Source organism: Microcoleus asticus IPMA8, from assembly GCF_013179805.1.
GTDB classification, from domain to species: Bacteria; Cyanobacteriota; Cyanobacteriia; order Cyanobacteriales; family Microcoleaceae; genus Microcoleus; species Microcoleus asticus.
This window is the reverse complement of the sequence record NZ_SRRZ01000173.1, coordinates 1-12,412: the sequence shown is the minus strand read 5'-3', so window position 1 is coordinate 12,412 and position 12,412 is coordinate 1. Positions and strand designations below refer to the sequence as shown.

Sequence of the window (12,412 nt, the reverse complement as noted above, 5' to 3'; positions counted from 1 at the left end):
CATTTTAGTTGATTATTAATAATTTATAAGTCTACAATTATACATTGCTCTGCCAACTTTAGCAATCTTTTCCTATCATTCAACACTTCTGCTCAATAGCCACAAGATGAGAAATCATGTGCCGATGGTGGTAAAAAAGCTGAAATCCATCTAGTATAAGGCTTACAGAAACAGCAATATATCTCAAATGGGTTCTATATAGCCATAATTTGGATAGTTGCCTTTCATCAGTATCAAGAATTGGTTGAGGAATTAATCACTTCTATTCGCAGTAAGCGCAGATTGTATCAAAAGGGCTTGAGGGCTATAAAGCTCATACAGCAACCATTCTAGGGTGCTTGTCGCCCCCTGAAGCCAGAGACTTTGGAAAGGCGAAGAATTAAAATTGGAATTGAGAATGAAACAACCCTGCGTCAGGTCAGAGGGGCGACCTCTTGGCTTAGGTATTCAACTATGCTCTTAGGGCAAGTTATATCACATCCGTTAGCTTCGGAATGATATAAACGGAGGACACGGCAGTGCCGTGTCTCTACCCATTAATTGTAGGGACACGGCACTGCCGTGTCCTCGGTATCATTCCGATGCAACCGGAAACGATATTAAATGTGGAACAGCTTATTAAACCCACCAACTTATTTTGCTAAGATTTGAAGTTGGAGTCGCTCCAATTCCATCCAAGTAAATAAAGCGACTATTAGGGAAACTAAAATGTCCACAGCAGTTAAGCTATAGTAAATTCCATTTATTCCTATAAATAGGGGCAATATTAACACTACTGGAACAAACAAAAATACTTGTCTTGCCACAACTATAATCCCCGCAGTTTTACCATTGCCGATGGATTGGAACAAAGTAATGCTACAGAATACAAAAGACAGTATGGGTAGCAATATAGTGACAATACGAAAGTTTAGCAGATCGTTAGCAGTGAAAGCCACATCCGGTAGCAACCAACTCAGAAAAGTTGCCGGATATAATTGTAAGGGCAACCAGATTATGCTTAACAGAATAGTGCCGCCAATGCCAAAAATAAAGTAGGCTTTCTTCATTCTGTTATGATTTCTCGATCCATAATTTATTCCAATTACTGGCTGTAGAGCTTGTACGAAGCCATAGACAGGAATTACTGCTAAAGAATACAGGTTCAATGTTGCTCCAGCGAAGGCAATATCAGTATCGGTTCCATAGTAAGCGATCGATTTAAAAATTACAACCTGTTGAACTACGGTCATTACTTCCATGATTAGCACTGATACACCCACCGATAAGATTGGTGACAGTAAATCTACTGACAAAGTTAACTTTTTAAGTTGAGCAGGAGTAGAACTTTTACCGGAAAGAAAATAAGTAAAATTTCCGGTCGCGTAAACAAAATTAGCAACAATCGTTGCCAAAGCTATCCCTTGGATACCCCAGTGAAAAACGCCAACAAAGAGGGGATTTAAAATGGTATTAGTCAGAACCGAAATAGCAGCAAAGATAGTCGCTAAACCGATTTTCCCTTCAGATTTGATTAACTGACTAGAACCTACCGCTAGGACAAAAAATACAGAACCCAACATATAGGTTTTAAAATACTCCGAACCTAATGAGGCAACTTCACCTTCCCCTCCCATAAATGAGATTAATTGTTCGCCCAAACTGTAACCTAAGATAGTGATAAAAAAGGAAATAATCAGACTCAGAATTGTGAAAGTACCGAAGATATTAGACTGAGTTTTAATATCTCCTGCACCAATGGCGCGGCTGAGAACCGAAGCAGAACCTATCCCAACTAATAAGGCACATCCAACTACAATCGTCGTCAGAGGCAATGCGAGGGAGATAGCTGCCAAAGCGTTTTCACCAATTAGTCGTCCGGCGAATAAAGCATCAAAAAAAGGGTTTAAGCCAATCAGCAACATTCCCAAAATACCGGGAATTGATAATTTAAACATCAGTTGAATTAGATTGCCTTGAAGGATTTCATCTGTAATTTTGGTTTCCTGTTCTGAAGTCATTATTGCTATGGTTTCATAATGTAAACTAAGAATTTTTAGCTTGCTTATAATTTGTATACGAATATCGATGGAGAACGTTCGTCTACAAATTATAAGCAAAGATAGCAGCAAAAGAAATTACTGCCAGAAATCACCTTTTATCAAATTTCAAGTCTCTTTCTACCAGCGAATAAAAAATGTTATAAAAAAGCCGAGTAGGAAAGAACTTGTTACAGGTCAATAAAAATAGGTCTTCCCCGACAATATAGTGTCTTTTGGGTTTACGATCGTCTAAAGACTTTAGAATCGTATTGGCGACTTTTTCGGGTGGCATTCCTTCCTGATTTTCCTTGACCACTTCCGCCATATAAGCTTTGTGATTATTGCCATACATCGCTTTAGCTTCGGGTGACATTTTGCCGATCGTTTTTAGATAGCCAGCCTCCACTTTTTCGGAAACTTCTGTATTAACTGGGCCTGGTAGGATCGAGATGACTTCAATTCCCCAAGGAGTTAATTCCATTCGCAAAGAATCTGTGAGTGCCTCCAATGCAAATTTAGAAGCAGACAAGGCTGCGAAATATGGCAGAGCAACTTTACTAGCAACTGAACCAATATTAACGATCCGACCTTTGGCTTTTCTGATCGCGGGGAGAAATGCCTGCATGACGGCAATTTGACCGATAACATCGACTTCAAATTGCAACCTCAAATCATCGATCGCAATACATTCCAACGGCCCGTCTACGGCAACACCCGCGTTGTTCACTAATCCTACCACTCCTTTCTCGCCAACTATTTGCTCCACAAGTTCTGCGGCATATTTAATTTGTTCCGCTTTTGTGATGTCGAGGATAATAGGTGTTAAATTGCCAGAGCTAGCCTGCTTTAATGATTCAGCATCTTTTTCTTTACGAACTCCAGCAAAAACATGGTACCCTTGTTTTTCCAACAGCAGTGCGGTAGCTCGACCGACACCTGAAGATGTTCCTGTAATTACTACAGCACCTTTTTTACTTTCAACCATTTTCGTTATCTCCATTAAAAAGAACTAATTCAGAACAATCCCTAAGCACACAAAAACTAACTTCAGAAGCTAAAGCGTTCCCGCAACAAACTGATGCGATCGCTCTTGGCGCTGACGTTTACCCACGATGACCATCTTCAAGCCTTTAGCAGGAGGAAAATTGATGCCTAAAGGCTTTGGTTTTTCTGGTCTTTTATCTGCCAAGGCTAATTGATAGCGGGAAAGAATAGTTGCTAATACTAGCTTCATTTCAAACAGACCAAGAGCTTCAGCAGGACAACGACGAGCACCGCCGCCAAAGGGCAGAAATTCATAACTAGAAAATTGTCGATCTAGAAAGCGTTCTGGCTTAAATTCCTTTGGCTGTGGATATAAATCCTCGCTTTGATGAGTTTGATAAATACAGCCTCTGAGTATTGTCCCTGGACTCAACTCGTAGCCCATCAGGTTGACTTGCGATTCTACTCTTCTTGGTAATGTTATCACTTGAGATGGATTAATTCGCAAGACTTCATTACAGACAGCATTCAGATAAGGCAGTGCGACAATACGGACGGGATCTGGAAAATCACCCAGACTATCGAGTTCTTCGAGCAGGCGATCGCGAACGCCAAGATTTGTGTGAATCCAGTATAAGGCCCAAGCGATCGCGCTAGCTTCAGTATTGCGACCAGCGAATAGGAACGAGGGTAAAAGATCGCGCACATCCTCATTCGTCATCGGCTTCCCATTTTCATCGAGAGCTAATACTAAATCGGAAAGGATATCAGCGCGGGAGGAGTCCGCTTGTTGGCGGCGATCGTTAATTTCGCTGTATAGCAGTTGGTCAAATTGCTGTCGCAGGTAAAGAAAGTATCCCCACGGACTCCGCCGACCAAAATCCATTTGCAGAGCGGGGAAAGAGAAGATAAGGCTCATGATGGGAGAAAATGGAAAACTCAACAGAGAGGGAATTAGCTGCCTGAGTTGTTTGTAACGCTCTCCCTCATTTAAACCAAAAACTACCTCCAATATTACTTGTAAAGCAATAACTTGCATGATAGGAAATCCCAGAAATGGCTTGCCGATCGCTTGTTGGCTAATTATTTCCTCTGTGAGGTGACATATTCGCTGTCCGTAGGATCGCATTCGCTCACCGTGCAGGGGAGGCATTAACAGTTTGCGGCGATGCTTGTGGCGCAAGCCGTCGAGCAAAAGCAATCCATTAGTTCCTCCCAGCAAGGAGAGACCTTGGTTTAATTCACCTGGGGCGGTAATTTCTTTCGTGTTGGTAAAAATTTCCTTTAAACCCTCTGGGTTGCTAACGAAAACTACCGGGGTAGAACCAAACATAATCGTGAAAATTTCACCGTAGCGTTTGGTAACGGCATTCATATAGCCAATCGGGTCAGATGCAAATTGAATGTTCAGTAACCAGGTGGGGGTTTTCGGCCCTGGAGGTAGTTTCATCGTAATGGGTAATAAGTAATGGGTAATTGGTAATTGAAATCAGCTATTACTAATTAGGGAAGTTAGATACTAGCTGCTGCATTTGCTTTTGATGTTGGCGCTGACCTTTGACTACCAGTTTCACACCACTGACAGGGTAACAAAGTAGTCCTTCAAACTTAGGTTGTTCCGGTTTGCTATCCGCTAGTTCTAATTGATAGCGTGAAAGTATAGTTGCTAATATTAGCTTCATTTCAAATAAAGCTAAAGTTGCACCGATACAAGTACGAGTGCCGCCGCCAAACGGCAGAAATTCATAAGGAGAGAATTTTCTTGCTAAAAAGCGCTCTGGCTTAAATTTGTTAGGTTCTGGATATAAGTCCTCGCGCCGATGAGTCAGACAAATATTAACTCTGAGTAGCGTACCAGGACTCAATTGATAACCCATTAATTCGATCGGTGATTCTACCAATCTTGGAAATGTGAATAACTGAGTGGGATAAATTCGCAAGGCTTCATTACAAACAGCGGTGAGATAGGGTAATCCCACAATACTCATCGGATCTGGCGAGTCGCCAAGGCCATCGAGTTCTGTCACCAATCGATCGCGTACTGTCGGCAAATGGTGAATCCAGTATAATGCCCAAGCGATCGCTGTGGCGGAAGCATCCTGAGCTGCGAATAAAGGCGAAATTACCAAATCTCGCAACTCTTCATCTGTCATCATCTCACCCGCTTCATCGCGAGCAAACATCAAATCGGATAGAATATCGCTGCGAGACCTATCTGCTTGCTGGCGGCGTTCTTTGACTTCCGCTTCCAGCAGTTGGAAAAGTTCTTGCCGGAGTTGAAGCAGTTTCCCCCAAGGACTCCAACGACCTAAATCTCGTTGAAAGAAGGGCAGAATGTTGGCAGCTTGAATTAAAGGAGTCCGCATCAAATTTATGATTGCCGGAAGCAGTTTCCTGAGTCTTTCGTAGCGTTCTCCCTCGCTTAAACCCAATACAATCTGAATGCTTATTTGTAAGGTAATGTCTTCTATAGATGGGTAAGCTACAAAGACTTTGCCGATCGAATGCTGACTGATAATTTTCTCTGTCAGATCGCAGATTCGCTGTCCGTAGAAACGCAACCTCGCACCGTGAAAAGCTGGCATCATCAATTGACGGCGATGTTTGTGGCGCAATCCGTCGAGTTGGAGTATTCCTTGGTTCCCCGTGATTAGGGCCATATCTCCGTTCAACTCTCCAGAAGCGGGAAGCTGTTTTGTATTGGTAAAAATTTGCTCGATTCCTTGGGGATTACTGACAAATAATACGGGAATAGACCCAAACGTGATGGTGAAAATGTCACCGTAGCGTTTGGCGAGATTGTCCATGTAGCCAATAGGATTGGTGGCGATTTTAAGATATTGCAACCAGATGGGAGCTTTTGGGCCTGAAGGTAGGTTCATCGATTTTTTAAATTAGTTGATGTATATTTACATTTGTCGTCAGATAGGGAAGTGGAGTCGGATTTTTTCGATAAGTTCTAAGTAGGAAGGTTTTATTCAAAACTCGTTAATAGATTTCTGGAGTTAGCTGATTGCGTCTCGTCCGATCGAATTCTCTGGTAACGATCGCGATCCTAATCAAATCAATCGCAATACAAATAATAAACACTCCCCGATCGCCGATCGCTTGTGCAATTACACCACCGATCGCGGCAGCAACCAATAATGCCAGAAAAGAAGGTAAAGGTAGTTGAAAATTGCAGCGTGTATTCCGTGCCAGCCCTCTCTAATCGGCTTTTGTCCATCATAATGGTATACAAAACTGTCACAGCCATACTACTGGCCAAGTTAGTACCGATCGCCACCACAGAAAGAATAGGTAGATTGGCGACACCGAATGCTGGTAATAAGTAAGTTAACATCATTAAAACTTGGAAAAAACCTAACAAAATTAGCCATCGCTTCCTTCCCCAAATCGCGATCGGGAAACCTCCGGCGATCGCGCCTAATATCCCAACGCCGTAACTCACAATTCCCCACATTAAGCCAATGTCTCCCAAAGATAGCCCGATATCTACTAACAGGGGACGAAACATCCGAAATTCCATGTAAGGGCCAGTTGTATAGAGTGCCAGAATCGCCAGCCAAGACCATCCCCGGCCGCCGAAAAAAGTTAACAATATCTATGAAGGGATTTGCAGACTTTTGAGAGTTGGATGCAGCGCGTGATAATTTTCGATGTTTACTGGTAGGTTCTTTGTACCCCAGAACAGGGAGCAATGCTACAACGATAACTACCGCCAAACTCAGCATACTCGCTTTCCATCCCCAACGTTCGATCGAGATCAGCATCCCGCCACCGCCGATAATTGCACCCACATAGTTACCTGCACTCTGTACGCCATTGCCAAAGCCTCGCTCGTGGGGTTCCAGCAACCCTACGGCTAAGGCATCTGTGGCGACATCTTGGCTGGCACAAACGAAACAAATTACCACCAGACATAAAAATGCAAGATTGAGTTGACTCTTAATGTCAATAAAGGCAAAAGCTACTAGAGTGCAAGCAACGATCTGTTGAAAGCAGATAATCCAAAATCGATAGTGTCCCCAACGGGTGAAACCGTAGCGATCGATCGGTGGCGACCAGAGGAATTTTAGCATCCAGGGTAAAGTCAACAGGGGAAGAAAACCGATCGCTTCTAAGGAGGCTCCACGCTGGCGCATCAATACGGGCAAAGCTTCGTACAAACACGCGATCGGGATAAACTGCGATACGTACAAGCTGCCAAGCGATCCGACTTTCTGTAAGCTTTTTGGGTTAATCATGGGACTGGGGACTGAGGACTGGCTGGAGAAAAACAATGTCTTGAGAGTACGCCAGCTTATTGCGATCGGGGAAAGTGGGTTTTGTAGAAGAATAGGTTGAGAAATTCTTTCATCAGTATGTATACCCTAAATAATTATTATTGTCAAGTAGTCATGAGTCTTTAGTCAGCAGTCGATGACCAATGACCGATGACCAAAGGCTCAATATCTCAGTCGAAGGGGCAGTATTGGTCGCGCATCGAGTATTTTCCCTTGAGGATCGCCGTCAAAGGTTAATTCCAGCAGTGGAGAGATTGGGCGTTCGATCGCGACAACGCCATTGCGATCGAGCAGAGAAACAGCTTCACTCAGTTCTTTCTGGCGAAAGACTGCGATTTTGACAATGGTTAGCTTTTTTACTCTAGCCCTGTCAAAGTGCGATCTACCTCAACAATATCTAGCAATCTAGTTCAATTGTCGCTATTGAAACCAAATCTTTAAGGCGGAGATCGGGCAGGCGCACTTTTTTGAACCGATCCATTCTACAGGCGAGACGCCCGTGCCACGGTGGACATAACTCACTTCTGAAGCACAGGCGCGACGCCAGTGTCACAGTGGATGCAGATGGGAGAAGGGCTTGTTAAAATCAATCAAAATTTCACTAATTATACCTCTTATGGTAACAACAACATTGACTCCTTCTCAACAAAGTAGCGAGCAAAAACTAATTAGTTTAGCAGGCATTAAATGGCAAAAATTTAAAGCGATCATGTCTGATGTCGGCGAAGGTAGATCCTGGAAAATTGCTTATACTGAATGAGTTTTAGAAATCACAATGCCACTTACAGAACATGAAGCACCTAATGGCATGATTGAAAGCTTTGTTGAAGCTTTCGCAGACGCACTAGATATCGAGGTGAGAAAGCTAGGTGTTCTTACTCTGGAACGGGAAGATTTAACTCGTGATGAAGGGCGATCGCGACTTAAGGGTGAGGCGTAATTGCAATAACTATTATTACTCCTTAAATTCATCAATCTTCAATTTCCTTTCTCAGCATACTCAGAAAAGTCACTTAAATCGTGTACTGCACCTTTAACTGCTTGTGCGAGGCCGCACTTGACTGAGGCTAATGCTTGTGGGTTTTGCCACAACCACTGCTCGCGATCGGGTATGTTGGTTATTGGGTTAAATAAAATTTGTCCTGCTTCGTTGACGAGAATGCGATACTCTGTTGATTTGGGTTCGAGCTTTAAACTGAGGTTTCCTTATGGATCTGTGCTGATTAAGTTTTTTAGAATCCAAAACCTATTTTTCAGTTATTATAAAATTAGGGAAAACTCTCTGGGTTGAGTTTTACTAAACTCTAACAAATTAGATATTGTTTGTCTATTCTTTAAGGGCGATTCCCTACGGGATAGCTACGCTTTACGAGTTTTGTGTTTGTGGGGAATTGATGAAAGGGCGATCGCGCTTCAAAAACTTTTAAAGCAGGCGATGGGAGAAGGTTGTAGAAAAGTGAGGGTGAGAAGGTGCGATCACATTTGGAGGGGTGGAAAAAAAGTGATAAAATAGAGTAGAGCAGTAGACAAAAATCCATGCCCAGGAAAATTACAGAGTTGAAAGGTCAAATTGCGCGTGAAGGTTTTGTTTATCTACCCAAGCGCGGCAAATGTAGCCATGAACTTTGGCGACATCCAATGCTGAGAAAAACATTGACAATTCCCGGCAAAGATGGAGATGATGTGCCACTCTACCTAGAAAAGCAGTTAGCACAGTTATTAACTGAAATGAATGAGTTAAGGGAGGGCGAGGGTTTATGAGTCGATATAGTATGATTGTTCAATGGTCTGATGAAGATGGACTTTTTCTAGTTACTATTCCAGAATTTTATGATCGCGTGGTTATGCCTTGCACTCACGGCCAAACTTGTGAGGAAGCGATTCATAACGGCGAAGAAGTGATTGAAATGTATTTGGGAGCTTGGGAAGCAGAAGGTGAATCTATCCCTGAACTTAGTACGCTTTAAATTGCTTGATTGGTATTGTAAAACTCTTTTTGTGTGGTATGCGATTGCCTTTAAATCTACATCGTCACACTAAGCAACCTGAGCATTCACCATTGAGTCACTCTCCAAAACATCCGGTGCTGTCAAAATCTTTTGAAGTTGCTGCACAACTTGAATTTCATCTTGGTATAACATAACTACGTGATCTTTTGCTCTTGTTATTGCTGTATAAAGTCCTGCTTTTTATTGAAAATCTTTATCAGCATCAGGCAAGTCTTCCACTCGGTCAACGCCAGCAATAATAACAGCATCAAACTCAACTCCTTTCAGCGCATTCCAAGAATCTACAATTACGAAATCTCGGTTTACAACGTTATAAGCTCGGTCTTGAGGACGCATTGGAGCGTGATGGAGAACACCCAATTTTTGCAGGCATTGACTAATTTCTGATTTAAAGGATTTTGGCTCTTGTGGATGCAATAAAACTCCGATTGAAGATTCTGGATGACTGCTCAATGCCAGTTTAACCTGTTTACCTATATTCTCTGGAGACATACAGCGGTTCCCGCTGTTATGCGGTACAATAGATAGTAATGAAATATCATTTCGTAGTCAAGGCTAATGAAATCATATTCACTCGACCGAGCGCGAAAAAATAGTTGCAGCGCATTTGACACAAAAGATGCCAATTAGGAAAGTAGCCACCATGTTTGCTGGAGCGTAAAAGTTGAGTCCAAAAACTGGTAAAACAACAACAAACTACGGGTAACTTACAGCCCAAACAGAGGGAAAAACCCCAATTCAGTTATCTGACAAATGCGGAAAAAGAAATCAGAGTGCTGGTGGTAGAGCATCCAGATGCAACTTTAGTGGAGTTGTGTGAATTATTTACACAAAAAACGGGAAATTGGGTGAGTAGGACGGCAATGTGTCGCTGCGCGGCATAAATTAGGACTCAATCGAAAAAAAAAAAATGGTACAGCAGCCAAGCCGCGACAGAAAGAGTCCAAAAATTAAGAGTGGAGTATTGGGAAAAAATCAAAGATATCGAGCCAGAAAACGAGCGTATTTTTGGATGAAACTAATATTTTACTAGGGGTGGCTAGAACTCATGCCCGTTCACAACCGGGGACAAGAGTATGCTCATTAAAACCCTTTTATTGTTCGGCAAAAGTCACAGCCATTGGCGCAATTAGCATTAACAAAGTCCTGGCATTAATGACGATGAATGATTCAATGGATGGGCAGGCATTTGCAGTATTTATTGAGAAGTTTTTATGTCCTCAATTATGGGCGGGAGCGGTAGTAGTCATGGATAATTTACCCGCGCATAAGCATTGGTAACAAGTTAGAATGGAGTAGAGTTTGTCAATACCCCTTTGTATAGAAATATAATTGAATAATAATGATAATCAAACAAGGGGTAAGGGTGGGAGAGTCCGGCGACGGCGGACTCTCCCACCGGCAGCGATTATCATTATTAATAAGTTGTTCGCTCACTCTAGTTGCGGGTGATCGATAATAGTCGCGGGCGATAGATAATAGTCGCGGGCGATAGATAATAGTTGCGGGCGATAGATAATAGTCGCGGGCGATAGATAATAGTTGCGGGCGTTGGTATTATCAACTGATAGAATTGACAAATAATTGAGCGATTGTGTAGGTCAGCAAATATGGCCAAGAATCAAAAAACCAACCGTGACCACGCTAAAAAAACTCACAGGCCAATGGTGGAAGAAGAGGTAATCGCCTCGCAACTATCTGCATTATTAACGCCGGCCATCACCTCACAAGAAAATTACTACCGCCAACTGGGTTTACGAGGGAGAATTCTCAACTTGCCCTTAATAGTAGCAGCAGTATTAACCTTGCTGTGGCGAGACGTAGCTGGAGTGACAGAACTCACAAGAATGCTGGCAAGAGAAGGTTTTTTGTGGTGCCGACCTACGACAGTTACTCAACAAGCAATGTCTCAAAAGTTTTTAAGTTTTCCGGCTTGCTTATTTGAGGGAGTCTTCAAAAATTTATTACCAAGTTTAAAAACTGCTTGGTACAAGAGAAACCAACGACCTCTACCAGAAAGCATTCAATTTGCCTTGACCAAATTTTCGAGAATTTGGATAGTGGATAGCTCAACGCTCGAAGCATTGTTTTGCAAGCTCAAAAGTCTGGAAGATATACCGCAAGGGCAGTTGGGAGGAAGAATGGCAACAGTCATAGATTTAATGACCAGGCTACCTGTTGAAGTTTGGTTTCTGGAAAATCCCAGAGCTTCTGATGTGAAGCTGGAAGAAAATATCCTGCAATTGGTGCCAACTGAAACCTTACTCTTACTGGATAGAGGATTTTATCATTTTAGCTTTTGGCTCAAATTAATTGAACGAGATATCCACTTAATTACTCGCTTAAAAAAAGGAGCATCAATTAAATTAGAACAAGTATTTACCAAGAGTTACTACCTGCGAGATAGTCGGATTCGTCTGGGGTCAGGAACTACAAAAACTCCATTTATCACCTTACGTCTGATAGAAGTTCGTTCAGGTAAGATTTGGCATACTTATTTGACAAGCTTACTAGATCCTCATGTATTACCTCCCTACGTTGTGGCAGATTTATATCGCAGGCGCTGGAGGATTGAAGATGCTTTTAATACCGTCAAAAGACTCTTGGGCTTAAGTTATTTGTGGACGGGTTCTCTCAACGGCATTCAGCTCCAAATTTGGGGGACTTGGATATTTTATGCGCTCTTGGTCGATTTAGGTGATGCCGTTGCTGACCAACTCTCTTTACCAATAGATTCGATTTCATTAGAAATGATTTACCGGGGTCTTTACCATTTTTATGTAGCTCATCAACAAGGTAAGGCAACTGACCCTCCAAAGTATTTCGCCCCGCCAGAAAACCAAGATTTAGGTATTGTTAAATCTCAACGAAAGCCCAATGTTAAGTTAATTGTTGCACCTTTCCCCGATCGACAGCGAGGCCGGGAGCAATTTTTCTTTGATACCTCTTCTGAAATCCCCTTGACAACTGGCATACAAGCTTAACTTGTTACGAATGGCGCATAAGTTAGCTTCAATTATGCGTATCCGCTCAATAAGTAGCGGTAGCACAGAAAAAAAAATAAGCAGAGTACACAAAGTGTCATAAAATAGGACACATGACGCCAAAGATT

General features: G+C 42.4%; 14 protein-coding genes. 7 read left to right on the top strand and 7 right to left on the bottom strand.

Annotation, left to right across the window (positions count from 1 at the left end; genetic code table 11):
• Positions 1-632: 632 nt before the first annotated feature.
• From E5S67_RS29095 to E5S67_RS29070, 6 genes are all read right to left on the bottom strand, one after another.
• Positions 633-2,000 carry an MATE family efflux transporter gene (locus E5S67_RS29095; RefSeq protein WP_172192556.1) on the bottom strand — a complete coding sequence of 456 codons (1,368 nt, stop codon included), beginning with the start codon at positions 1,998-2,000 and terminating at the stop codon, positions 633-635.
• Positions 2,001-2,130: 130 nt separating this feature from the next.
• Complete coding sequence (locus E5S67_RS29090) at positions 2,131-3,006, bottom strand: SDR family oxidoreductase (protein ID WP_172192552.1); 876 nt, start codon at positions 3,004-3,006, stop codon at positions 2,131-2,133.
• A 69-nt stretch (positions 3,007-3,075) separates the two neighbouring features.
• Positions 3,076-4,455 (bottom strand): cytochrome P450, encoded by a 1,380-nt coding sequence (locus tag E5S67_RS29085; protein WP_172192550.1) that lies wholly within the window; start codon positions 4,453-4,455, stop codon positions 3,076-3,078.
• 49 nt (positions 4,456-4,504) lie between these two features.
• Complete coding sequence (locus E5S67_RS29080) at positions 4,505-5,887, bottom strand: cytochrome P450 (RefSeq protein WP_172192548.1); 1,383 nt, start codon at positions 5,885-5,887, stop codon at positions 4,505-4,507.
• Between the two features lie 106 nt (positions 5,888-5,993).
• Complete coding sequence (locus E5S67_RS29075; RefSeq protein ID WP_172192546.1) at positions 5,994-6,149, bottom strand: hypothetical protein; 156 nt, start codon at positions 6,147-6,149, stop codon at positions 5,994-5,996.
• A gap of 125 nt (positions 6,150-6,274) precedes the next feature.
• Positions 6,275-7,252: an MFS transporter gene (locus tag E5S67_RS29070; RefSeq protein WP_172192544.1), complete on the bottom strand. Its 978-nt coding sequence runs from the start codon at positions 7,250-7,252 to the stop codon at positions 6,275-6,277.
• A gap of 182 nt (positions 7,253-7,434) precedes the next feature.
• Here E5S67_RS29070 and E5S67_RS29065 point away from each other — a divergent pair, with 182 nt between their 5' ends.
• The 5 genes from E5S67_RS29065 (at position 7,435) to E5S67_RS29045 (ending at position 9,258) form a co-directional block, all read left to right on the top strand.
• On the top strand, positions 7,435-7,632 hold the full coding sequence (locus E5S67_RS29065) for a hypothetical protein (RefSeq protein WP_172192542.1): 198 nt from the start codon (positions 7,435-7,437) through the stop codon (positions 7,630-7,632).
• 275 nt (positions 7,633-7,907) lie between these two features.
• Positions 7,908-8,051: a hypothetical protein gene (locus tag E5S67_RS29060; protein ID WP_172192540.1), complete on the top strand. Its 144-nt coding sequence runs from the start codon at positions 7,908-7,910 to the stop codon at positions 8,049-8,051.
• 15 nt (positions 8,052-8,066) lie between these two features.
• The gene (locus E5S67_RS29055) at positions 8,067-8,231 is read left to right on the top strand and encodes a hypothetical protein (protein WP_172192538.1); all 165 of its coding nucleotides are present in this window, start codon (positions 8,067-8,069) and stop codon (positions 8,229-8,231) included.
• Between the two features lie 596 nt (positions 8,232-8,827).
• Positions 8,828-9,052, top strand: coding sequence for a type II toxin-antitoxin system HicA family toxin (locus E5S67_RS29050; RefSeq protein ID WP_172192536.1), 225 nt, complete (start codon positions 8,828-8,830; stop codon positions 9,050-9,052).
• Complete coding sequence (locus E5S67_RS29045; protein WP_172192534.1) at positions 9,049-9,258, top strand: type II toxin-antitoxin system HicB family antitoxin; 210 nt, start codon at positions 9,049-9,051, stop codon at positions 9,256-9,258. Before E5S67_RS29050 ends, E5S67_RS29045 begins: the two co-directional genes overlap by 4 nt.
• 222 nt (positions 9,259-9,480) lie before the next feature.
• Here E5S67_RS29045 and E5S67_RS29040 read toward each other — a convergent pair whose 3' ends face one another.
• Positions 9,481-9,792: a hypothetical protein gene (locus E5S67_RS29040; RefSeq protein WP_172192532.1), complete on the bottom strand. Its 312-nt coding sequence runs from the start codon at positions 9,790-9,792 to the stop codon at positions 9,481-9,483.
• 516 nt (positions 9,793-10,308) lie between these two features.
• Between E5S67_RS29040 and E5S67_RS29035 the strand changes: the two genes are divergently transcribed.
• Complete coding sequence (locus E5S67_RS29035; RefSeq protein ID WP_172192530.1) at positions 10,309-10,581, top strand: transposase; 273 nt, start codon at positions 10,309-10,311, stop codon at positions 10,579-10,581.
• A gap of 383 nt (positions 10,582-10,964) precedes the next feature.
• Positions 10,965-12,284 carry an IS4 family transposase gene (locus E5S67_RS29030; protein WP_172192554.1) on the top strand — a complete coding sequence of 440 codons (1,320 nt, stop codon included), beginning with the start codon at positions 10,965-10,967 and terminating at the stop codon, positions 12,282-12,284.
• The last annotated feature ends 128 nt before the right edge of the window (positions 12,285-12,412 follow it).

Excerpts from the sequence above, each read along its gene's own strand:
- E5S67_RS29095 (WP_172192556.1), bottom strand. The coding sequence starts at position 2,000 with ATGACTTCAGAACAGGAAACCAAAATTACAGATGAAATCCTTCAAGGC.
- E5S67_RS29090 (WP_172192552.1), bottom strand. The coding sequence starts at position 3,006 with ATGGTTGAAAGTAAAAAAGGTGCTGTAGTAATTACAGGAACATCTTCA.
- E5S67_RS29085 (WP_172192550.1), bottom strand. The coding sequence starts at position 4,455 with ATGAAACTACCTCCAGGGCCGAAAACCCCCACCTGGTTACTGAACATT.
- E5S67_RS29080 (WP_172192548.1), bottom strand. The coding sequence starts at position 5,887 with ATGAACCTACCTTCAGGCCCAAAAGCTCCCATCTGGTTGCAATATCTT.
- E5S67_RS29070 (WP_172192544.1), bottom strand. The coding sequence starts at position 7,252 with ATGATTAACCCAAAAAGCTTACAGAAAGTCGGATCGCTTGGCAGCTTG.
- E5S67_RS29065 (WP_172192542.1), top strand. The coding sequence starts at position 7,435 with ATGACCGATGACCAAAGGCTCAATATCTCAGTCGAAGGGGCAGTATTG.
- E5S67_RS29060 (WP_172192540.1), top strand. The coding sequence starts at position 7,908 with ATGGTAACAACAACATTGACTCCTTCTCAACAAAGTAGCGAGCAAAAA.
- E5S67_RS29055 (WP_172192538.1), top strand. The coding sequence starts at position 8,067 with ATGCCACTTACAGAACATGAAGCACCTAATGGCATGATTGAAAGCTTT.
- E5S67_RS29050 (WP_172192536.1), top strand. The coding sequence starts at position 8,828 with ATGCCCAGGAAAATTACAGAGTTGAAAGGTCAAATTGCGCGTGAAGGT.
- E5S67_RS29045 (WP_172192534.1), top strand. The coding sequence starts at position 9,049 with ATGAGTCGATATAGTATGATTGTTCAATGGTCTGATGAAGATGGACTT.
- E5S67_RS29040 (WP_172192532.1), bottom strand. The coding sequence starts at position 9,792 with ATGTCTCCAGAGAATATAGGTAAACAGGTTAAACTGGCATTGAGCAGT.
- E5S67_RS29030 (WP_172192554.1), top strand. The coding sequence starts at position 10,965 with ATGGTGGAAGAAGAGGTAATCGCCTCGCAACTATCTGCATTATTAACG.